Here is a 23,181-nt window from a genome sequence, read left to right on the forward strand (position 1 = left end):
GAACTTGACCTTGAACTTTTTGACTACGTTCACTGGTTCAATACTATTCGAATTCATGGATCATTAGATTACTTAACACCGACTGAATACAAGTTAATGAACCTTTAAATAATTGTCCGATTTAGTGTTGACATTCCAATTAATAAGACAAGTGATAATAACGTCGATAGGATGCCAGAACTTAATACAATCCATATCATTTGTTGTTTCATCCCTGAGTCCCCTCTCTTAGATGTTTTGATACCAAGCCTTCCTCGTTCTATTGGGAGTTGCTGAGCTCTTTGAGGTTTCTTCAAGCTCCCCTTACCCTATTTGCTCAGAGGTTGAACATCATTCAATTATGATTTGTCAGACATAGGATGAGCTTCCTCTTGCTTCTGCTGCCCAGTAGACTTAGCTTCTACCGCTTGGGTCTGCTTTGAGCTGACTCTCCCTTTTAAGCGGCGCACCTCTTGTTGAAGCTGAAAAACTCGTACAATCGCTAAACCTCCTGCCATCACGCTGCCCATCAATACAGATCCTAAGATCACCAAAATTAATGGCCACTCTGCTGTTCCGAACAGATAGTTCACCTGTACCGCATCGACATTAATGACCGCAAAAATGGCGATCAAGAGTGTTGCCAAGAGTCCTAGAATTAACCCCCATTGTCCTTTCATTTAAATTCCCTCCTACCGGCCTTCATTTACAAATGGAGAAAAAAAGGGTGCCAGCATCTCCCGACTGACACCCATCCAGTAACCATTGCCCTAAACTCTTCCTTTGTCGTTAGGCAGCTTTTCTCTTTCTATTGAGATATTGCAGAAACAAACCAACAAGCAAGAGACCTAATCCAATCGCAAGAATTAAAAATGTATTCGTTGCGGTTTTCGGTAGTTTATCTCCACCACCTGATGTTGGTGGATTATTGGAATCTACCGGCTTTTCTGGATCCTGTGGACGCTGTTCCGGATTAACAGTCACATTCTCAGTCGGCTGTCCAGGGGTGCCCACATTGTCACCATTCACTATGGCAACATTTTGAATCGTTTCACCCGCATAACCAGAGTCAATGGTTGCCTCAAACGTCACTGTCCGCCACTCCGTATCCGTCACATCACCAAAGTTAGCGGTGATCGTTCCACTTTCGTAGCTTCCTGTTCCGTCATGACTCACGTCTAAGCTGCCTTCGACATACGTTAATCCTTCCGGCAGTTCATCTGTGATCACAAGATTCTCGATCAAGCTATCAGATACTGTGTTACGCGCACGGATCGTATAGACGATCGTATCTCCAACGTCATACGTCTCCTTACCTTCATCCAAGTTCGTCGCTGTTTTGTCTGCTTCAAGTACTGGAGCTTTTGGAGAAATGGTAATCTCCTCTTGTGGTGTATGTGGTTCATCCACATTTTCTCCCTCAACTGTTGCCACGTTCTCAATTGTTTCTCCCACGTAGCCTGAGTTGATCGTTGCGTGGAATGTCACCGTCCGCCACTCCGTATCCGTCACATCACCAAAATTCGCCGTGATCGTTCCGTCTTCATAGCTTCCAGCACCATCGTGACTCACATCAAGACTTCCTTCGACATAAGTTAATCCTTCTGGTAGTTCATCTGTGATCACGAGGTTCTCGATCAAGCTATCAGAGACTGTGTTACGCGCACGAATCGTATACACGATCGTGTCTCCAGCTTCAAACCGATCCTTCGCTTCTTCTAGATTCGTCGCTGTTTTCTCTGCTTCTAAGGCTGGATCTTTTGGTGAAACGGTAATCTCCTCTTGTGGTGTGCTAGGTTCATCCACATTTTCTCCGTCAACTGTTGCCACGTTCTCAATCGTTTCTCCCACGTAGCCTGAGTCAATCGTTGCGTGGAATGTCACCGTCCGCCACTCCGTATCCGTCACATCACCGAAGTTCACGGTGATCGTTCCGGCTTCATAGCTTCCTGTTCCGCCATGACTCACGTCTAAGCTACCTTCCACGTATGTTAACCCGTCCGGCAGTTCATCTGTGATGCTCATATCTTCAATATGGCTATCTTCGATCGTATTTCGTGCACGAATCGTGTACACGACCGTATCTCCAGCTTCATACTGAGTCTTTGATGCATCTACATTCGTTGCTGTTTTCTCTGATTCTAAGACTGGGCTACGCGGATAAATCTTCACTTCTTCTTCTGGCCTACTTGGTTCATCCACATTATCCCCATTGACGACGGCGATGTTATTAATGTCTTGTCCTGCTTGGCCTTGCAAAACGGTGACTTCAAATTCGAGCGTTCTCCACTCCGTATCGGTCACATCGCCGAAATGACCGAACACTTCCCCGTTGTCATAATGGCCTTGATCCGCATCTTCCTCATCAGTGACGATTTCTCCGTTCACTTTCAACGTTCCTGGTACATACTCTAAGCCTTCTGGGATCACGTCATAGATGACGAGGCTTTGGATCAGGCTGTCTTCGATCGTATTTCTTGCCTGAATCGTATACAGAAGCGTATCGCCTACTTCTGGATTATCCTCATTTGTGTTCCCTTCCGCTTTTTCTTGGAGGGTCGCCACTTTCTCTGCTTCGAGGACTGGATCTTTTGGCTCTACTTTTACTTCTTCTCTTGGGTTACTTGGTTCATCGATGTTGTCCGCGTCAACGACGGCGATGTTTTCAATCGTTTCTCCCACGTAGCCTGAGTTGATTGTTGCGTGGAATGTCACCGTCCGCCACTCCGTATCCGTCACATCACCAAAGTTAGCGGTGATGATTCCGTCTTCATAGCTGCCTTCACCATCGTGACTCACGTCAAGGCTGCCTTCGACATACGTGATGCCTTCTGGCAGTTCATCTGTAATCACGAGATTTTCGAGTAAGCTTTCTGACACAGTGTTCCGCGCACGAATCGTATAGACGACCGTATCTCCAGCTTCATACTGAGTCTTTGATGTATCTACATTCGTCGCTGTTTTTTCTGATTCTAAGTTAGGGAAGCGTGGGTAAATCTTCACTTCCTCTGATGGTCTTTCTGGCTCATCCACATTGTCGCCACCAACGACCGCTATGTTTTCAATATCTTGGCTCGCTTGGCCTTCTCCTACAGTTACTTGGAATTCAAGCGTCCGCCATTCGGTGTCTGTCACGTTCCCGAATTGGCCGACGACTTCGCCATCCACGTAATGACCAGCATCATCGTCCTCCGCATCAGTGACAGCTTCTCCGTTCACTCTCAGTGTTCCCGGCACATACTCCAACCCTTCTGGGATCACGTCGGAGATGACTAGATTTTCAACGAGGCTGTCTTCAATCGTGTTTCTTGCTTGAATCGTGTACAGAAGCGTATCGCCTACTTCTGGGTTGGCCTCATCTGTGTTCCCGTCCGCTTTTTCTAGAAGGGTCGCTGTTTTCTCTGCTTCGAGGACTGGATCTTTTGGCTCTACGTTTACTTCTTCTCTTGGATTACTTGGTTCATCAACATTTTCGCCTTCGACCACGGCGATGTTTTCAAGCGTTTCACCGGCATATCCGGAGTCGATCGTTGCACGGAAGCGTACGGTCCGCCACTCCGTATCCGTCACATCACCAAAGTTAGCGGTGATCGTTCCGTCTTCGTAGCTGCCTTCACCGTCATGATTCACGTCAAGGCTTCCGTCGACATACGTTAGTCCTTCTGGTAGAACATCTGTGATCACGAGGTTCTCGAGTAAGCTTTCAGATACTGTGTTACGCGCACGGATCGTATAGACGACCGTATCTCCAACCTCAAATCGATCTTTGAACAAGTCTGCGTTTACCGCTGTTTTTTCTGATTCTAAGCTAGGGAAGCGTGGGTAAATCTTCACTTCCTCTGATGGCCTTTCTGGCTCATCCACATTGTCGCCATCGACGACGGCTACGTTTTCAATATCTTGGCTCGCCTGACCTTCTCCTACGGTTACTTGGAATTCAAGCGTCCGCCATTCGGTGTCTGTCACGTTGCCGAATTGTCCGATCACCTGATCATTTACATAATGCCCTTGATCATCATCCTCTTCATCGGTGACGGCTTCTCCGTTCACTCTCAGTGTTCCCGGCACGTATTCCAATCCTGCTGGGATCACGTCCGAGATCACAAGATTTTCAACGAGGCTGTCTTCAATCGTATTTCTTGCTTGAATCGTATAGAGAAGCGTATCGCCCACTTCTGGATGTTCGTCATCTGTGTTTCCTTCCGCTTTTTCAAGAAGGGTGGCTGTTTTTTCCGCTTCTAGTTCTGGTGCTTTATACTCAACTGGTGTTGTCACTTCATTTGACTCGGTCGTTTCATCTTCATCCGTTAGTAAGTTTTTGTAGCCAACGGATGCTTGGTTCACAATCGATTCACCAATATGACTCGATAATGCGGTCACTTTAAACTGTACCGTGATGCCATCAGGTAAATCCGTCGTATTCGGTAAATCCCCGAGTTGGATGATCACTTTTTCTCCGTCAAAATGTCCAGCATCTCCATCGTCTGCATCGGTTATATCGCCTGCATTTGGACCTGTAACAATTCTCATTGAACCTGGAACATAGTCCGTTCCTTCAGGAATCGCGTCTTCAAAGACGACGTCCGCCGCGATGTCTCCACCTTCGTTTTTAATTGTTACTTCGTAGGTTAATTCATCACCAGCAGTTACTTCTCCCTCTGGAGAAACGGATTTTTCAGCCACGACGCACGGTTCCGTTCCGAGGAAAATGTCGTCTAGGAAGTTTCCAGCACCTAATACTCCATTTGCAGTGCTAACCGCTTCAAATCCAAATCTTGTTATGGTTTGGCCTGCTGGAACAGTATATGTCCCTGTATACGTTGCCCAAGCCGTATTCCCTGTCGACATTTGCGTTTGCACAATCGTTTCATAAGGATTGTCAGTCGCTGGACCAAAGCGAACTTGCATGGTGTCTACTCCTTGACGACCCATATGAGATAAGCGCCAGTAAATCGTTTGACCAGGGGTTGTCTCCACATCTTGATACAGCATGCCATGATCATAAGCATTTAATTCTGCATAACGGTTGCCATCAGGTGGCGCAGGAAAGTTCCTGACTCCGGCCGGATAGTTTTGTTCATAATCCCAGATCTCAATAATTTTTTCACCTTGACTGTCATCGGTTGTCAACCACCCCGGGACTTCTTCCTCTAAAAACGCCCATGAGCCGTTATAAGACCCTCTTTCAGGTCCTTGTTCAAAACTACCATTAATCAACGCGACAGGTCTTGCGCAAGCATCAATGACTGGTCTTTCAATAATGGTATTCGTCACTTCATTTGACTCAGTGGTTTGTTCTTCATCTGTTTGTAAGTTTCTATAGTGAACGTCGGCTTTATTAACAACGGTCTCACCCATATGGCTCGTTAACGCGATGACTCTAAATTGGACGGTAATGCCATCAGGTAGTTCGGTCGTATTTTGTAAATTGCCCAGCTCGATAATGACTTTTTCGCCATCAAAATGACCTGCATCGTCATCGTCCTCATCGGTTAGATCACCGGCGTTAGGGCCTGTGACGATTTTCATCGATCCGGGAACATATTGTGTGCCTTCCGGAATCGCGTCTTCAAAGACCGTATCTGCCGCAAGGTGCTCCCCAACATTTGTAATCGTGACGTTGTATGTGAGGACATCGCCATCAAATACTTCATGCTCTGGAGACACTGATTTCTCGGCTTGTATCACAGGGCCATCCCGCGGATACACCTCGACGGTCTCGCTAGGTTCCTCCGGTTCATCAAGATTATTGCCTACAACCGAAGCTGTATTGTCAATGTCTCTTCCTGCTTGTCCCGGCAAGATGATCACATCAAATTCAAGCGTATGCCAGTCTGTATCCGCTATATCGCCAAATTGTCCGATCACCTGACCATTTACATAGTGGCCTTGATCGGCATCTTCTTCATCGGTTACAGCTTGTCCGTCGACTTTTAATGTCCCTTGTACATATTCCAACCCTTCTGGAATCGTGTCAGAAATGACAAGGTTTTGGAGTAAACTTGAATCGTATAACGTAACGTGTCCCCCACTTCTGGGTTTTCCTCGTCGGAGTTTCCTTCTCCTTTTTCAATCAAGTCCACTGACTTCTCAGCTTCTACCACAGGAGGCAGCGGATCGAATCTTGGATACACTCGTGAGGCTAAATCAAAAGATGGAAAAAATCTCCCATCGCCAGCTATCGTGGCTGACCCAAGAAAAGTTGTTTGCAACGTTTCTGGATCTAGTGAGAAATAGTCAGCTCTTTGGCTACCCTCGGCCCCAGGCCCACTAGACAATAAGATTTGACCATTCGGTAAAAAGCTAAGACCTCTCACCCCACCTTGCAAGGCTACACCGTCTCCACTCGTAATCGGGACCTGACGTAAAACCTCACCTGTTTGTGAATCCATCTGGATGATCGAACCAGCGGTATTATTCGAAAACCAAATATATCCGTCTTCGTCGATAATTAGGTCTCCACCAACATCGTTGTTATCATAACCATTGATAGGAATAGCCTCTTTCTCTCCTGTTACTAAATGATAAGAGCCAAGAAGAAGTACCCCATTTTCTATATAGGTATGATAGTAGCGTGTCCCATCTTCAGAAATGACTGCATTAGCAGCCGTACCATCTAGACCTCCGACAAACTCGGCTGCTCCATCTGGCGTAATCCGATACAATCTATGAGGGGTTTCATCTCCAGGGACTCCACCGTACGCATAGAAGATATCTTCAGTCGGATGCACAGCCAAGCCATTATTCATGTTAACGCCACTAGGGAGCCCCGTAATAAACACGATCGCCTTCGGATCTGGATCAAAATTTTCCCCATCAAACTGACGAATTTGAGGTGTCGTTCTATCCGCATTATTTGAAATGCCATACGAATCTACATCATTTATTTCTAAGACATTATTGGCTTCAACATTGTTAATGCCAACTACAGTCTCTTCCTCTTCAGAGGCTTCCTCTTGTTGTTCTAGTTCAAGCTTAGACTCTGACTCAGCCTCCTCTTCTTCTACTGGTTGTTCTTCGTCCCCCACAACCGTCACAGTGACGTTGTTTGACTCTACTAGAGAAGTTCCATCGCCAATCACTTCAGCAATGTTCTCAATCTGCTCACCAGCTTCGACATCGTCATTCAGTTGTACCGTCACTTGAACGGTCACTGTTTTTCCAACTATATAAGTTGAATTTATCTTTTACAATTGCACACACAATCGGTCAATGACTTTTTCAGGTGTGTCGTTCAACTCACGAATAAAAGCTTGCACATTCCTGCGAATCTCTTTGACAGATGAATAAAAAACGTTATAAATAACATCTGATTTGAGCCACTTCCACAGCCCTTCCACTAGATTTAATTCAGGACTGTAGGGAGGCAAAAACACCAACTCTAAACGATGTTGGTTTTCACTTAAGAAAGGTTGGATTAGCTTCGCATGATGAATACGGGCATTATCCAGAATCATGACGATTTTGCCAATTGGATAGCGTTCAAGTACCTTTTGAAGAAAACGGAGAAACGCTTCTGCATCATACCGTTCTTCTTCTACACAAAACACATCACCTGTTTCGTAGTTAAGTGTACCGATGAGTTTGACACCTTGATGCTTTCCGTAAGTGGGAATGATTCGCTGCTTACCTTTTAAAAACCATGTATACTGAAGGGCTTGGTAATCACGAATCATGGATTCATCCTGAAATAGAAGATGATCAATATCCTCATTTAAAAGTTTTTTTTATAGGTAGGAAAGGTCTCTTCCATAAACTCTTTTTGTTTCACTCGGTCAGCTTTTGCTAGCGTATAAGTAGGTTTCGTATAACTAAGACCTAAATCGTGTAAAAGCCGTGAGACACCACGAAGAGTATACTTTTTGTTCCATTCTTTCTCTATAAACGAAGCAATGATCTTCAGAGTCCAATTATGCTTAGCTGGAAAACCAACATCAACTGGAAGTTTGGTTGCGATAACTTGAGCTAATTCATGCTCTTGTTCAGGTGTTAATTTACGGGGGGCTCCCGGTGATTGTCCTATCGTTAAACCATCTAACCCTTTTTCTTCATAGGCATTCACATAATTATAGATGGTTTTTTCGGAACGTCCGATCATGGTAGTAATCTCTTTTTTAGAATAGGCTTGTAAATATAAATAGATGGCTTGATAACGTTCATACATTCGTTTATCTTTAGTTGTTTTCATTAATGCAAGCAGGGTTTGAATTTCATGTTGACGTGAATCAGTCATTGGGTTTCTCTCCATTCATTGATAAGTGTTACGCTTATACTTCGACAGAGAGTGATTGTAACCCTTTAATTCAATTTATATAGATGCTTGAGTTGATCCCCTGAAAATTTGACTGACACCTTCTGCCCGTCAAGGTCAGATGGAATCGAAGAGTCGACTTCATCATCAACCACAACTATGACTTGTTGGATGGTTAAACGTGAATCTATCTCATCGATAACCGTTAGATTCTCAAATTCTTCGAGATCATCGGGAACCTTGAGATTGATATCATAGCTGAATTCTTCTTCTTTCCCAACTTCTTTACTCGTTTGCCCCTCCACCTCTTTGGATAGGACCCATTCGTCTTCCGATTGGTTCCCCTCTGCGTAGAGAGGTGCAGGATACATTGGCAGTATGCCACTGCTAATGACTAAAAAGACCATGAAAAGCGTGAGATACTGTTTAAAAGTGTTGACTATGATCCTCTTTTTCAATGATTCTCCCTCCATTTTTTCAAAATGTATACAGAATTCTCTCTCGAACGACTCCTTTCTACAACGTATTTATTGTCAATTACACAATTAGACAATATGTTACAAATTTTACTCTCTATATATAGATAAATCCTCCTAATTTTTATAATTAGGACTACAAAATGAACAGAAGGTTCTAAATTTACAGTTTTTTCAGATTTTGTACAGATTTTATTAAGGATAAAACGACTAGTTATTTTATATAAATATTGATTTTTAATGATATTAAATAACTACAAATAATCAACGGTAAGTGAAATTAAATTTCATATCCAGTGATCCCACTTTCAACAAAAAGTGGCGCTCAACATTCCTTCTTTCTCACCAACGATCAATTCTTCTGTAGTAGATCTATTTCATTTGTTCTATTTTTTCGATACAATAATACTCAAATGAATGTTTGAATATTATTCGTAAGGAGATGTCGGATGGAATCTATTAAAGTGGTGATTGTCGGCGGAGGCCAAGCCGGAATAGCAATGGGATATTATCTCGTAAAAGAAAAGGTACCGTTTATGATTCTAGATGCTAACGAGCAAGTGGGCGATTCGTGGAGAAACCGTTATGATTCCTTAGTTTTATTTACACCACGAACATATAGTCAGCTACCTGGCTTTCCAATGGACGGTGCCCCAAATGGATTTCCAACCAAAGACGAAATGGCATCCTATTTGCAACAATATGCAAACCATTTCAACCTTCCCATGCGACATCACACAAAGGTTGATAGGGTCACTCGGCAACAAAATGGGCGGTTTCACCTAAAGACAACTAACGGATGGATAGAAGCAGAAAAAGTCGTCATCGCAACAGGGGCATTTCAAAAGCCATACCTCCCTCCAGTGCTGGATTCAGCAAACAACGAAATGAGTCAAGTTCATTCATCAGCGTATCGTAATCCTGCACAAATCCCCGGGAAATCCGTATTAGTTGTAGGAGGAGGAAACTCGGGAGCTCAAATAGCAGTAGAATTAGCAAAAGAGCGAAACGTAACGATGGCGATCAGTCATCCCTTCCGTTTTTTACCACTCAAGCTTTTAAACAAAAGCATGTTTAGTTGGCTGGAATGGGGTGGATTGTTGTACGCAGGGATTGATACCACAAGAGGACGATGGTTTAAAAAACAGAAAGATCCGATCTTCGGAAAAGAACTGAAATCATTGATCAAAAAAGGCCAGATCCATCTAAAGCCTAGAGTCATGAACGTTCAAGGGAAAGAAGTTGAATTTGCAGACCATAGCCGGCTGTCATTTGATCGCATCATCTGGTCCACTGGATTCTCTCCCTCGTACGAATGGATTGACATCGACGGCGTCATTGCAACCAACGGCTGGCCGATACACAACCGAGGGATCACAAACATACGCGGGCTTTATTTTTTAGGGTTGCCGTGGCAATATCAGCGTGGCTCCGCCCTCGTTTGTGGAGTTGGTCGGGATGCGGAATACCTCGTCCCTTTTATTAAACACGGGGATAAATAAAGAAGATCTATGGCTTTTAGTCACTGCCGTCGTAAGATAGAAACTTTGCCGGGGTTACTTCATGGATTCCGATCATCCCATCATACTGCTCTGATGGGATGAGTCGACGTTTATCTACACCCGACTCCCTTTCAGTTCATTCTGAGTGTAACCAACTGTCTTCGGCGGTTGTGGGTACGGGTAGAAAAAAACATGATCCTGATGATGGATGCGAAAACAATTCCCTTTCAAAACTGTTTTTGCCGTGATTCCTTATCTTCATTCGCTTTCCTCTATTGTCTTGAATGAAGCCCTCCTTCATGTAAATTCCTATATGATAGCTTCGCCCCCCCTCTTTCCTTGCAATCAACTTTGTTTAATGGTAAAACAAAGTTAGTGCTTAAGGATACAGCTTTTCCGTGTATAATGTTCATCTATATTGGAAATATCTTACCTTTTTGTTAGACAAACACGAAAAAATACCTATGACACCTCCTGTATGTTTGGTAGACTAATAAAGAACGAGCGAACAACATGTCTATACATCTTTTTGATCGAGAGGTGTTTCATTTGCTAGGAAAACGAAAAAAGTGGAACACGTTGCGCAATCAAATTTTTATAAACTTTATTTCTGTGATGGTCGTCGTCCTTCTCTTCGTAGGCTTTATCACCTTCAATTTGGTCATGGATATTTTAAAAGGGAATGCGGAGAAACAAATGGAACAAACGGCCATCGAAACTCTCCATCGCGTCGATTCTCAATTTGAGGCCATTGAAATGATTATGAGTCAAATTGCGACGAACGGGTCTATCCAACAGCTTCTCTACAATGAAGCCAACGGCCACCCGACCACATTTGAGCAACGTCAATCGATGAATCAAGTGATTAATAGTTACCAGGCATACATTACGGGCATCACGTCCTTTGAGCTTTACTTTACGGATTACCGCCGGTTGTTTCCGCTCAATGAACTGGCGTTGCCATCAAGGATTCGCTATGAATGGATTGAGATGGCCCTAGAGGAAAATGGGCGAGTGGTCTGGTCAGGGATCGACCCTCTTGATGCCGACTCCTTTCTCACACTCAAAAAAGTAAACTTACTAGATCAAGACTTTTCACACGGTGGCTATTTAGTCAGCAAAGTCAATACAAACTACTTTGAACTTCGACAAGGAAATGGTCAACTTGACATGGACAACCAGTATGTTGCCCTCTTTGACCAACAAGGACAGTTCATTACGACAAATATGCCAGAAGAATGGCACGATCAGATTGCGCCAAAGACAGATAAGCAAGTCGTCACGATGGATGGAACCGACTATGTACGTGTAGAAGCAGCTTCGAATAAAACCGGATGGTCTCTACTCATATATACGCCTGTCCACTCGCTCGCTCAAGGGATTACTGGTATCGGCACCGCGATTCTTGTCGCTGGTGGGATTGGTTTGCTTATTTTTACGATCTCAACCTATTTCCTCTCATCATTAATCACAAATCCGATCCAGCGCCTCACACACGCGATGCGATTCGGAACACTCGGGGCATTAAAAGAGAGCCCTTCGATCGCTTCGACTGTTGAGCTAAATGAACTAAACGATACGTATAACCGAATGGTCGAGACGACGAACTATTTAATCAAAGTCGTATACGAGCAAGAGCTAACACAAAGTCGCGCCGAACTGAAAGCGCTTCAATCCCAAATCAACCCCCACTTCCTATTTAACACACTTGAGGCGCTGTACTGGTCACTTGAAGAAAAAAATGAAGAGCAAGCCGAGGTCGTCATTGCCTTAGCCGAGCTATTTCGTTACACGATCTCTGACGTCAAGGGAGACGACTGGGTTGCATTACACGAGGAATTTGATCATATCGAACGTTATTTACACATCATGAAGCTGCGCTATGATCACCGGTTAGCCTGGGAAATTGAGCTTGATCCTTCACTGCGTGAGGTGCAAATCCCGAAGCTCCTCGTTCAGCCTGTCGTTGAAAATGCGATCATCCACGGGATTGGCAACAAAGTGGACGGAGGAAAAGTACAAGTGAGTGCCTACACTAGCGTAAAACAAGGCTATGTCAACATCACTGTCCGAGATGATGGACAAGGAATGGATGAAAAGACGAAGCAGAAGCTTGAGCACTCCTTGGAAACACGGGTCGGCCATCCGGAAAAGCGGAGCGGGATTGCCCTCGTCAACATTAGGCAGCGATTGGATTTGTGCTATGCATCCGATCCTCACACGAGCATTGAGTTGACGAGTCGTCATGGGGTAGGAACAACGGTCACTTTTACCATTCCGAAAAAGGAGGCGCCTTCGGATGAAGCAACAAACGGTCCTGATCGTAGATGATGAACCTCGTTCGCGCAGGGGATTAAAACGGACGCTCGAAGCATGGTCTCCTAAGCTGTTAAACGTCCAAACCGCAGCAAGCGCGAAAGAGGCGATAACACGATTAAATGAAGAAACGATTGACCTGTTAATTACCGATATTCGCATGCCAGAAATGTCTGGATTGCATTTAGTCAAAGCCCTTCAGGAGCAAAATCCGAAACCGGTCTGCATCGTCATTTCCGCCTACTCAGAGTTCGAATATGCCCATACCGCCCTCGAATTAGGAGTGCGTCATTATTTGCTGAAACCTGTCAAAAAAGAAAAGCTGATCGAAGCAGTGGAAAGCGCCCTGCAAATGAAGAAAGAACAAGATCGCTTCGGTCAGGTGGAAAAAGTGTGGGACGAGAAAATCGATGCGATTGAAAAGGAACGACTTAGCTCCTCGGACTCGATCCATGAAGCGCTGCACTACATCGATGCCCATCTCGATCAAAAAATTGGCCTGAAGGATGTAGCGAAGAGCGTTCATTTAAACCCGAGCTATTTGAGCGCTCTTTTTAAAGAAAAAACAAACATGACGTTCAGTGAGTATCTCACGCGAAAACGGCTGCAGCACGCCAAGCACCTCCTCGTCTCAACCGACCGGCCCATTAGTGACATTGCGGAGAAATGCGGCTACCAAACGGCCAAATATTTCATCAAAATTTTCAAGGAACACGAAGGAATGACGCCAACTCAATATCGAAAAGGGACCGAATAGGAACACCTTAAAATAGTGGTATTTTGGACAATCATTGTGACCTTATCCCCTTCGTCCTCCGTTGCTATACTTAAGACAATGAATAAACAAAGGGGGAAACAAAAAGTGAAAAGGAAAACGCTTACAAGTTGGGTCGCGCTCGCTTTTGCTTCCGTCATGCTTCTTGCTGGCTGCGGCGGTGGAAATGACGAAGCAAGCGGGCCAGATACTTCTACTGAAGAGGACGTGACGATTAATTTCATGCATCTTTGGCCACAAGGAAGCTCTCCGGATCATAACCGAATCGTCAACCAAATCATTAGCGAATTTGAGGCGGACAATCCTCATATTACCGTCGAGCTAGAAGTGTTAGAAAACGAACAATATAAAAACAAGCTGCAAGTCATTTCATCCTCCAATCAACTTCCTGACGTTGGGATGACTTGGCCTGCCGGATTCCTAGAGCCTTATGTAAACGGGAAGTTGTTCACTCCGCTTGACGATATTCTTGAAGATGGGTTGCGAGAGCAATTTGTCGCAGGGACGGTCGAAGCCTATGAAATCGACGGTCAAGCCTACGCTCTTCCACTTGAATTAAACATCGCCCCTGTGTTTTACAACAAGGCGATTTTTGATGAGTATGGACTTGAAGCACCTGAAACGTACGAAGAATTTATACACGTTGTGGATACCCTTGTGGAAAACGGGGTGACCCCGATTGCTCTAGGAAACCGTGACCGCTGGACAGGGTCCCTATGGTATATGTACATGGCCGAACGGATCGGGGGCGCAGATGCGTTAAATTCTGCGATCGACCGAAGCGGGTCCTTTGAAGATGAGCGGCTAATCGACGCAGCGGCGCACATTCAAGAGTTAATTGATCGCGACGCATTCATCCGTGGATTCAACGGCTTATCTGATCAGGAAGCGAAAGCTGAATTTATGAATGGCGGGGCTGCCATGTATTTAATCGGCTCATGGGATTTGCCGAACTATACAACAAATGAGGAAGTACCACAAGAATTCCGTGACGGTATTAGCTTCTTTAAATTTCCGACCATTGACGGTGGAGAAGGAGACATTAACAGCTGGGTCGGTGGTCCTGGGGTTGGATTGTTTGTCGCTGAAAACTCCGATGTGAAAGAAGAAGCCAAACAATTTGTCAAATACTTTATCGAAGAGTGGGGTAAATATTCAGTCGAGGATGCAGGCGTTATTCCTGGTACCCAAGTCAATACCGATGAGGTGGATCTCCCTGATCTCTTTATCGACGTGCTCGATGAATTAAACCACGCCTCTGACATTACACTGTTTGCAGATGTGCAAATGAGTGCGAGCGTTGCAGAGACGCATTTGAATATGATTCAATCCCTTTTCGGTCATGAGGTCACACCAGAGGCATTCGCTGAGGAACACGAAAAAGCGCTCTCAGCAGAAGATTAAGTATGGAAAAGGGCGATCTTCCTCTGAAGATCCCCCCTTTCTTTTGACCTTTTACCTCGAAAGGAGAGTCACTCATGGACCGAATCATGTCAGACAAAAAAGTGATCGCTCTGTATGTCCTTCCCGCCCTCCTGTTAATTCTTGTCCTTATTTATATTCCGATTGTATTGACAGGCTACTACGGGCTAATGGATTGGGATGGCATCGGACCGATGACGTTTATCGGCTTAGAAAACTACGCAAATTTACTTGTGGATAAAATGTTTTGGAGCAGCGCCTATCATTCGCTGTTGTTAGCTATTTTCTCCGTGCTTAGTCTCGTCATTTATTTGGCGATCTCTCTCGTACTAACGGGAAATATTAAAGGAGCTGACCTTTTCCGGAAAATTTTCCTGATTCCTATGCTCCTTTCATCGGTTGCTATTGCTCAACTATGGATGAGAATCTATCATCCGACTAACGGTGTGTTTAATCGGTTTCTCACATCGCTCGGGATTGAGAATCCGCCATTATGGCTTTCCGACACAAATATCGTCTTGTTCGCGATCTTCATCCCGATTCTTTGGCAGTATGCGGGCTTTTACATTTTAATCTATTATGCTGCCTTGCGAAATGTACCGAATGAGTTAGTAGAAGCGGCGCAAATCGACGGTGCCACACCGCTGCAAATTGCTTACAAAGTAAAGCTGCCGTTAATTGCTGGTGTCATCAAAGTTACGGTCGTTCTCGCCGTCATCGGCTCACTGAAATATTTTGACTTGATCTATGTCATGACGGACGGTGGACCGAACGGGGCGAGTGAAGTGATGGCCTCTTACATGTACAAGCTTGCGTTTCGTACGAACGACTTCGGATACGGGAGCGCGATCGGCTTCTTCTTGCTCATCTTAATTTTAATCATCACTTATTTCATTCGAAAAGGGACCACTTCAAAAGAAGATGGCGTCCAATATTAAAGGGGGGAACGTTGATGAAGACAACCACACCTAATGCGAGCCCGGCTATCCTAGCGAACACACGGCCTCGCAAACTTTCAATCATCCGCATCCTTTTGTACATCGTGCTCATCGGGGTGGCCATCATTCAGCTTCTTCCTTTAGTATGGTTGCTCCTCTTCTCCTTAAAGGACAATCAAGAGGTGTTTAACCTCCCGCCGCTTGCCTTGCCGACCGACCCAAAATGGGAAAACTACGCCAAGGTTTGGACGGAAGGAAACATCGGCCTCTACTTTTTGAACAGCGTAATCGTGACCGGCTCTGCCGTCATTCTTACGGTTCTTTTAGCGAGCTTCGTCACATTCGCCCTGACGAGAATGCACTGGAAGCTGAGCAAGCTCGTTCTTGGCTTATTTATGGTCGGTTTGATGATCCCTGTCCACTCGACGCTCATTCCGTTGTTTAATTTCTTTTTAAACGTCGGGTTAATGGATCATCCCCTTGCGATCATTTTGACGTATACGGCGTTCAATCTACCACTGACGATCATGATTTTGCTCGGCTTTTATTACACGCTCCCACGAGAGCTAGAAGAGGCAGCAATCATGGACGGTTGCTCCATCCATCGGCTATTTTTCCAAATTATTTTGCCGATGACCGCCCCTGTTGTTGCGACAACGGCGATCATTAATATGATCTATAACTGGAATGAGTTTGTCTTTGTCAACACGTTTATTAGCTCTGACAAATATAAAACGTTAACCGTTGGTATTCAAAATTTTATCGGCCAATATTCGACGGATTGGGGGGCGATCGGTGCTACCCTTGTCATTAGCATCCTCCCGATTTTGCTTGCGTTTATTTTCTTAAGCAACCGGATTGTGGAAGGGATCACAGCCGGCTCTGTGAAAGGTTAATCAATAGAATCGAAGGAGTGATTTGATGGTCAATCGTATCCAAAATCCTATTTTGCCAGGGTTTCATCCAGACCCATCCATTGTCCGTGTTGGTGATGATTACTATATCGCCACCTCTACATTTGAATGGTTTCCTGGGGTGCGCATCCACCATTCTCGGGATTTAAAACATTGGCGCTTTGTATCTAGTCCGCTGACCCGCACTTCCCAACTAGACATGAAAGGGAATATGAACTCCGGCGGGATATGGGCGCCATGCCTAAGCTATCATGACGGAACCTTTTATTTGATCTATACTGATGTGAAGCAATGGCACGGTGCCTTCAAAGACGCGCACAACTATTTAGTGACGGCGCAAAACATTGAAGGGCCGTGGTCGGACCCGATTTACTTAAACAGTAGCGGCTTTGACCCGTCCCTGTTTCACGATGACGATGGCCGAAAATGGCTCGTTAACATGATCTGGGACTACCGCAAAGGAAACCATCCTTTTGCCGGAATTATTTTGCAAGAATACTCAGAAGCAGAACAAAAACTTGTCGGGCCTGTGAAAAATATCTATAAAGGGACCGACATTCAGCTAACAGAGGGACCGCACCTCTATAAGAAAGATGGTTATTATTATTTACTTGTCGCCGAAGGAGGGACGGAATACGAACACGCCGCGACCCTTGCCCGTTCGCAATCGATTGACGGACCTTATGAGACCGACCCGAGTTATCCGCTCGTCACATCGACTGGTCAGCCGGAATTGGCGTTGCAAAAGGCCGGACACGGTAGCCTCGTAGAAACCCAGAACGGCGAATGGTATCTCGCTCACTTGTGCGGTCGCCCATTAAAAGGAAAGTACTGCACACTCGGCAGGGAAACAGCCATTCAAAAAGTAAACTGGACCGAGGATGGCTGGCTGCGCATCGAGGATGGCGGCAATCACCCGTTGCGTGAAGTGACGGCGCCTGACCTTCCAGAGCACCCATTCGAAAAAGAGCCAGAGCTCGATAATTTTGACGCACCTCAGCTGCACCATCAATGGAACACGCTGCGCATCCCTGCCGACCCGTCATGGTGCTCGCTCGAGGAACGTCCGGGCCACTTACGACTGCGCGGGATGGAGTCCCTCACTTCGGTCCACTCGCAAAGTTTAGTCGCCCGCAGGCAGCAGTCCTTCCACTGCGAAGTTGAGACAAAGCTAGAGTATCAGCCAGAATCGTTTCAACATATGGCCGGGCTTGTCATTTACTATGACACAGAAGATCATGTCTATTTGCACGTGACCTGGCACGAGGAAAAGGGTAGATGTCTGCAAATCATACAGACAAAGGGCGGAAACTATGACGAATTGCTAGCGTCCCCGATCCCACTAGCAAACGAAAAGGCCATTTATTTGAAGGGGCGCATTCACCGTGAAACGATGCACCTCTATTTCAAACAAGAGGGAGAAACGGAATGGCAGCCTGTGGGGCCAACGATTGATGTGACCCACATGTCCGACGATTCAGCGAAGCAAGTTCGATTTACCGGCACATTTGTCGGCATGGCTACGCAAGACTTGAGCGGCACGAAAAAGCCAGCTGATTTTGATTACTTTCGCTATAAAGAACTAGATCAATAATCTAAGAGAAAAGATTGGAGGATTTCCGATGTCGCTTGCCTGGCTATCCAATGGATTTTACAGAGCATGTGAATGGATCATGACACTCGCCTACTTGAACTTTTTGTGGGCGGTATTCACCCTAGCTGGCGGCATCGTGTTTGGGCTTTTCCCGGCGACCATCGCCATGTACGGGTACATCCGAATGTTGCTGCAGAAAAAAAGCCCCCCTCCTCTGTTTTCGTACTTCTGGAAAACATGGAAGCAGGCCTTTGTTCGCGGCAATTTGCTTTTCGCTATTTTTGCTGGCGCCGGCTGCATCATCGGGCTGAACCTTTTGACGATGCAGCAGCTTGAAGGCCCGCTTCACACCATCTCACTCGTCGGGACGACCATTGCCAGCATTCTGTTTGTCATCGCCTTCGTGTACATTTTTCCTGTCTACGTCCATTATGATTTATCCTTGAAGGCATCGATTTATGTGGCTGTGTTTTTACCGTTTTCCCACCCACTCACGTTGATCATAAGCGTCGCTGGATTTCTCGCAATCGCCTTACTTTTTTTCATCCTCCCGCCCATGCTGCCATTTTTCGCTGCAAGCTGCACCGCGTTTGTCATTATGACAGGAAGCATGTTCGCCTTTCGCGGTGTTCGCACCGTAAACGGAAGTTGAAAGCCGATTTTCCTTTTTGCTAAGGGGAATCGGTTTTTAATTTATTAACCTCCCCAGCCATTCTCTTGCATTTCAATTCATTATTTTACCTTAAAATAACAGTAGAACATAATAAAAGGAAATCAAAAAGTCAAACGCGAATCTAATAGGCAATGCCCAGAAAGTAGGTGGCTTATTTGAATGTAGTCGATTATCGCTGGATCCAGCAAACACGAAAAACCTTATTAGATGCTTGCGAGAAATTATCAGCTGATGAGTGGACGGCTCAAAACGGGTACGGGTTGCAAAGTGTCCGAGACACATTGGTACACATGGCCGATTGTTATCATGCTTGGCTCGGCTCCTTTCTATTATTAAAAACGAAGTCGCCCATTTCCTCGAAGGAAGCTCGGCAAAAGATGACAATACATGATTGCATCGAACGATTCAATCAAGCGGATATTTACGTGGAGGAAGTGTTCCGTCTACTTGGGGATCAATTAGACCAACCGATCGAGCGTACCATTCCTTGGAGAGAAGGCGGAGATCCCATCTCCATGACGCCGCGGAAATTACTTACCCATACGATGACCCATGAATTTCACCATAAAGGGCAAATTGTCGTGATGTTGCGCCAATTAGGACATGTACCGCCAAATACAGATGTATTAGGCACGAAAGATTCAACCGAAACCGAGACATAAAGGAAGTGGCACCCTTGCAACAAATGAAGTATTGAAAACAAAATGGGAGTCGATTGCCATGAAAAAACTCTACATCATCACTGGACCCGCTGGGGTGGGAAAATCAACGACCTGCAAAAGATTAGCGGCCCAGCTAGACAACAGTGCTTACATTGAAGGGGATATCATTAATCATATGGTAGTTGGCGGATACCGTCCGCCATGGGAAAGCGATGAATTGTTAGCCTTAACGTGGAAAAACATCACCGACTTAACCGTTAATTTTCTTCTTGCTCAAAACGATGTCGTCCTTGATTACATCGCGTTTCCTGACGAAGCCGAAGCGCTCGCTCAAACCGTTCAAGCTAAAGTGGATGACGTTGAAATTCGCTTTATTATTTTGTGGACGAATCGCGAGGAATTATTAAGAAGAGATGCATTAAGGAAAAAGGACGAACAGATGGGAGAGCGTTGCTTAGAATTGGTAGAAGAATTTGAAAGCAAAGGTATTGACGAGCGTTACTTCTACAACACCTCGCACCTTCAACCAACGAACCTAAACGACATCGTAAAAAATCTAAAAACGAATCCTCGGTTTATCTTTTGCTGAATAGTCTTAAATCAATGAAGCAGATATTTGGAGAGAATCATTCAGAAACGAAGGAAGGACAGCACTCCCATGGAAAATGTATCAAATGCAAATAAATTGGAATCAATAAAATCTTTACAATCGACAAGCACTAAACTCGAAAATGCCCTGTCCCAGATGACTCAGAAAAGGGCAAATACTACCCTAGTAAAAAAACGACTCAACGCTATTAATATCGGCTTAGCCATACTAGAAAATGTTTGGAATCAAAGACCTCATCATTACACCAAGGAAGATTTAGCGGAAGCGCGCCATGTTCTTACTGGCTTATTACCATCCATTGAGAACAGTTATGCTAAGTCAAAAGCAGGTAGTCCTCAAAGAACCCTTTTAGAACGAAGAATAAAAGCATTGGAACTAGCTATTCAAGCGATTGATGATCTTTCTAATACATAACTTTCTAAGCTTTCGTAAAGTGATTTTAGGATCGAGAACACCTTTGTTATTCCCCCCTCCCCTATGGATCAAAGAATATTCATGGCTAAACCGAATATGCTTAGTTCCCAACTACTTTTTTTACATTCCCTTTCCTCAGGTTCTTATTCTGATGAACATTTCTATTCACAAGATAGATTCCACTTATGATGAACAAGCCGCCCACGACAATTGAAAATGACAACGTCTCATCTAAAAGGGCCCAGCCAGATAAGACACCGAAAAAAGGGGCTAAAAACAAAAAGGCACTCGTTTTCCCTGGGTCTCCTTTCTGTAAGAGATAATACCACGAGGCAAATTGAACAATCGATGACATGATACTTAACCATAATAAAATGACTAGCATTGCATAAACGAATTGTATTTTACCAAGGTGTTAATATAGAAAACTCTCGAAGTATCCAGTTCCACCTATTATACGTTGGTCCGTGTTTCAGTATTCCCATGACAGGACGATAAAACGAGCAAACACAATCGTTGTAGGGCTGATAAGAGCATAATACGAACGGCTTTGCCTCATTTTCGAGTTTTCAAAGAGATTTCGCCGTCTTAAAGGACCTTTCGATATCCCAACGCATTCTATAGATTCGGACGACTTCCTGTTCTAACAAGGGACAATCGGTATTGAAGTCGGCCAACCAACCGATTTCTCGTTTCTGTTTTGAATAAGGCGTTCCATTAGCCATGGTCGTATCGGTGGAACGAAGAATACCTTTCTTTGATTGAATGGGGTTGGAATGGAACAATCGATGTTACCTGACCTCTACTAGGAACTAAACTCAACACAAGGAGGCTCCTTCAGAATTAACGAAGGAGTCTCCTTCTTAATCGTTCAACCCCTTCCAGCCTATCTTTATTTATCCCCTCTAAAAGAAAGCCCGTCGATAAAAAACCGACTAAAGAATGCATAGATCACAAGAACCGGGAGGGTGAAAATCATGGATGCTGCCATCACATAATTCCAGAACGTTACGTTATCTGACTGAAAGGAATTTAACCCAACCGGCAACGTATACATCGAGGCATCTGACATGACGATTAACGGACGCATGAAGTCATTCCAGAGCGCCATAAAGACGAAGATCGCTTGTGCAGCTAGTGCAGGTTTCGCCATTGGAAGCACAATTCGGAAAAACGTCCCCATTTGACTAAGCCCATCCATCGCAGCAGCTTCTTCCACTTCCTTTGGAAAGTTCACAAAGAACTGTCTCATCATGAAGATAAACGTGGCGTTTACCATGGCAGGGACGATCATGCCCTCATAAGAATTTAACCACCCTAACTCACGCAAGATGAGGTAATTAGGGATCATCGTTACCTGGCCAGGAATCATTAAAACCGCTAGCACTAGAATAAACATGCTTTTTCTTCCACGAAAAGACAGACGAGCAAGCGCGTATCCAGCCATCGAGTTAAAAAGCAGATTTAAAGCGGTTCCCACAACGGCAATGATGACACTATTCATCAACCAACGTACAAACAACGGTTGTGTTGAAATGATATATTGATAGTTATCAAGGGTCCAATTGCTAGGAAATAACGAAAAACTACCGACAATTTCATTTAATGGCTTAAACGAAGCAAAGAAGGCCCACATAAACGGTGTAAACGTAACGAATGCATACCCAATAAGCAAGGAATACAAAATGATTTTTCCGATCTTTACTTGTTTCATATGCAATCACTCCTAATTTGTCGCCTAGTACACTTGCTCATTTTTTTGGAACTTGCGTTGGATTAAGGTTGCGATTAAAATAATCACCGCGAGCAAGAATGCAAGTGCCGCTGCGTACCCCATTTGATCATAGGATTGGAACGCATATTGATAGATTAACAGAACGATGGTTAACGTTGAGTTGTCTGGTCCCCCTGATCCTCCGGAGAAGATATAGGATTGATCAAACAGCTGGAACGTTCCAATGATCCCCATAATCACCACAAAAGACGTAATTGGTCGAAGCATCGGTACGGTAATGTATCGAAACTTCTGAATGGTGGATGCACCGTCTAAATCAGCGGCTTCGTAAAGACTTGCAGGGATATCTTTTAAAGCAGCTAAATAAATGACCATATAGAACGGAGCTGTAGCCCAAATGTTCATGATCATAATAGCAAGTAATGCAACACTCGGATCTCCGAGCCAGTTATAAGTAGGTAGACCCAAGGAGGCTAATACTTGATTGACCAGTCCATTTTGATTGTTGTACATGAACATAAAGATAAGTGCCAATACAGCTGATGACGTTAGAGTGGGTAAGAAAAAGACCACCCTGAAGAAGTTCGTTCCCTTAATTTTTGCATTTAAGCATGCTGCAAGAATCAAAGCAAGGATCGTCTGGGTAGGGACAACAATGGCCACATAAAACGCAGTATTCCTTAAGGCAATACCTGCTCGATAATCATCCGTAATCCTTGCATAGTTATTAAAGCCAACAAACTCACTAAAGCCTGCTAAAAGATTGACCTTTTGAAACGACAAATAGATTGCATAAAGGATCGGTAATAAAATGAATACCCCTATCGTAACAAGAGCGGGGGTCAAAAAAGCATACCCTTGAAACGCTTCACGTATCGCGCGCTTACTTGCTTTTTGCTTTGCCATTGGGAGACTCCTTT

Annotated in this window: 19 protein-coding genes and 1 pseudogene; 12 read left to right on the forward strand and 8 right to left on the reverse strand. The window is 44.6% G+C overall.

The window, feature by feature from the left end; translation table 11 throughout:
* On the forward strand, window positions 1–108 hold a 108-nt coding region (locus E2L07_RS03825), incomplete at its 5' end, for an IS3 family transposase (protein WP_134228916.1).
* Window positions 109–338: 230 nt separating this feature from the next.
* Here the strand turns inward: E2L07_RS03825 and E2L07_RS03830 are convergent.
* The 5 genes from E2L07_RS03830 to E2L07_RS03850 all read right to left on the reverse strand — a co-directional run bounded on the left by E2L07_RS03830 (window position 339) and on the right by E2L07_RS03850 (window position 8,688).
* On the reverse strand, window positions 339–659 hold the full coding sequence (locus E2L07_RS03830; RefSeq protein ID WP_134228894.1) for a LapA family protein: 321 nt from the start codon (window positions 657–659) through the stop codon (window positions 339–341).
* Between the two features lie 109 nt (window positions 660–768).
* A complete protein-coding gene (locus tag E2L07_RS03835) occupies window positions 769–5,937 on the reverse strand; it encodes an isopeptide-forming domain-containing fimbrial protein (RefSeq protein WP_134228895.1) in 5,169 nt (1,722 codons plus the stop codon).
* Window positions 5,913–7,133, reverse strand: coding sequence for an NHL repeat-containing protein (locus tag E2L07_RS03840; RefSeq protein ID WP_134228896.1), 1,221 nt, complete (start codon window positions 7,131–7,133; stop codon window positions 5,913–5,915). The genes E2L07_RS03835 and E2L07_RS03840 overlap by 25 nt, the downstream gene beginning before the upstream one ends.
* A 33-nt stretch (window positions 7,134–7,166) precedes the next feature.
* Window positions 7,167–8,212 (reverse strand): IS630 family transposase gene (locus tag E2L07_RS03845; protein WP_134228897.1). Its coding sequence is split into 2 segments (ribosomal slippage): window positions 7,167–7,706 and window positions 7,709–8,212, totalling 1,044 coding nucleotides; the frame shifts between segments, so codons are not numbered across the junction.
* 65 nt (window positions 8,213–8,277) lie between these two features.
* Window positions 8,278–8,688 (reverse strand): isopeptide-forming domain-containing fimbrial protein, encoded by a 411-nt coding sequence (locus tag E2L07_RS03850; protein WP_166740013.1) that lies wholly within the window; start codon window positions 8,686–8,688, stop codon window positions 8,278–8,280.
* Window positions 8,689–9,155: 467 nt separating this feature from the next.
* Here E2L07_RS03850 and E2L07_RS03855 point away from each other — a divergent pair, with 467 nt between their 5' ends.
* The 11 genes from E2L07_RS03855 (at window position 9,156) to E2L07_RS03905 (ending at window position 20,526) form a co-directional block, all read left to right on the forward strand.
* Window positions 9,156–10,208: a flavin-containing monooxygenase gene (locus E2L07_RS03855; protein WP_010899803.1), complete on the forward strand. Its 1,053-nt coding sequence runs from the start codon at window positions 9,156–9,158 to the stop codon at window positions 10,206–10,208.
* 513 nt (window positions 10,209–10,721) lie between these two features.
* Window positions 10,722–12,539, forward strand: coding sequence for a cache domain-containing sensor histidine kinase (locus tag E2L07_RS03860; RefSeq protein ID WP_134228899.1), 1,818 nt, complete (start codon window positions 10,722–10,724; stop codon window positions 12,537–12,539).
* Window positions 12,508–13,281: a response regulator transcription factor gene (locus tag E2L07_RS03865; protein WP_053430219.1), complete on the forward strand. Its 774-nt coding sequence runs from the start codon at window positions 12,508–12,510 to the stop codon at window positions 13,279–13,281. Before E2L07_RS03860 ends, E2L07_RS03865 begins: the two co-directional genes overlap by 32 nt.
* Window positions 13,282–13,386: 105 nt before the next feature.
* Complete coding sequence (locus E2L07_RS03870; protein WP_010899806.1) at window positions 13,387–14,703, forward strand: extracellular solute-binding protein; 1,317 nt, start codon at window positions 13,387–13,389, stop codon at window positions 14,701–14,703.
* Between the two features lie 74 nt (window positions 14,704–14,777).
* On the forward strand, window positions 14,778–15,659 hold the full coding sequence (locus E2L07_RS03875) for a carbohydrate ABC transporter permease (RefSeq protein WP_010899807.1): 882 nt from the start codon (window positions 14,778–14,780) through the stop codon (window positions 15,657–15,659).
* A 14-nt stretch (window positions 15,660–15,673) separates the two neighbouring features.
* The gene (locus tag E2L07_RS03880; protein WP_053430218.1) at window positions 15,674–16,555 is read left to right on the forward strand and encodes a carbohydrate ABC transporter permease; all 882 of its coding nucleotides are present in this window, start codon (window positions 15,674–15,676) and stop codon (window positions 16,553–16,555) included.
* A 25-nt stretch (window positions 16,556–16,580) separates the two neighbouring features.
* Complete coding sequence (locus E2L07_RS03885; RefSeq protein WP_134228900.1) at window positions 16,581–18,167, forward strand: glycoside hydrolase family 43 protein; 1,587 nt, start codon at window positions 16,581–16,583, stop codon at window positions 18,165–18,167.
* Window positions 18,168–18,195: 28 nt separating this feature from the next.
* The gene (locus E2L07_RS03890) at window positions 18,196–18,819 is read left to right on the forward strand and encodes a YesL family protein (RefSeq protein ID WP_134228901.1); all 624 of its coding nucleotides are present in this window, start codon (window positions 18,196–18,198) and stop codon (window positions 18,817–18,819) included.
* Window positions 18,820–18,986: 167 nt separating this feature from the next.
* Window positions 18,987–19,502 carry a DinB family protein gene (locus E2L07_RS03895; protein WP_338121470.1) on the forward strand — a complete coding sequence of 172 codons (516 nt, stop codon included), beginning with the start codon at window positions 18,987–18,989 and terminating at the stop codon, window positions 19,500–19,502.
* A 58-nt stretch (window positions 19,503–19,560) separates the two neighbouring features.
* A complete protein-coding gene (locus E2L07_RS03900; protein WP_010899812.1) occupies window positions 19,561–20,091 on the forward strand; it encodes a gluconokinase in 531 nt (176 codons plus the stop codon).
* A 69-nt stretch (window positions 20,092–20,160) separates the two neighbouring features.
* Window positions 20,161–20,526 (forward strand): hypothetical protein, encoded by a 366-nt coding sequence (locus tag E2L07_RS03905; protein ID WP_134228903.1) that lies wholly within the window; start codon window positions 20,161–20,163, stop codon window positions 20,524–20,526.
* A 100-nt stretch (window positions 20,527–20,626) separates the two neighbouring features.
* Here the strand turns inward: E2L07_RS03905 and E2L07_RS03910 are convergent.
* The 3 genes and pseudogenes from E2L07_RS03910 to E2L07_RS03920 form a co-directional block, all read right to left on the reverse strand.
* A pseudogene (locus tag E2L07_RS03910) lies at window positions 20,627–20,908 on the reverse strand (EamA family transporter); the annotation flags it as partial.
* A 510-nt stretch (window positions 20,909–21,418) separates the two neighbouring features.
* Window positions 21,419–22,240 (reverse strand): carbohydrate ABC transporter permease, encoded by an 822-nt coding sequence (locus tag E2L07_RS03915; RefSeq protein WP_010899814.1) that lies wholly within the window; start codon window positions 22,238–22,240, stop codon window positions 21,419–21,421.
* Between the two features lie 24 nt (window positions 22,241–22,264).
* On the reverse strand, window positions 22,265–23,167 hold the full coding sequence (locus E2L07_RS03920; RefSeq protein ID WP_010899815.1) for a carbohydrate ABC transporter permease: 903 nt from the start codon (window positions 23,165–23,167) through the stop codon (window positions 22,265–22,267).
* Window positions 23,168–23,181 lie beyond the last annotated feature (14 nt).

It is taken from the genome of Halalkalibacterium halodurans, assembly GCF_004376175.1.
Taxonomy (GTDB): Bacteria; Bacillota; Bacilli; order Bacillales; family Bacillaceae_D; genus Halalkalibacterium; species Halalkalibacterium halodurans.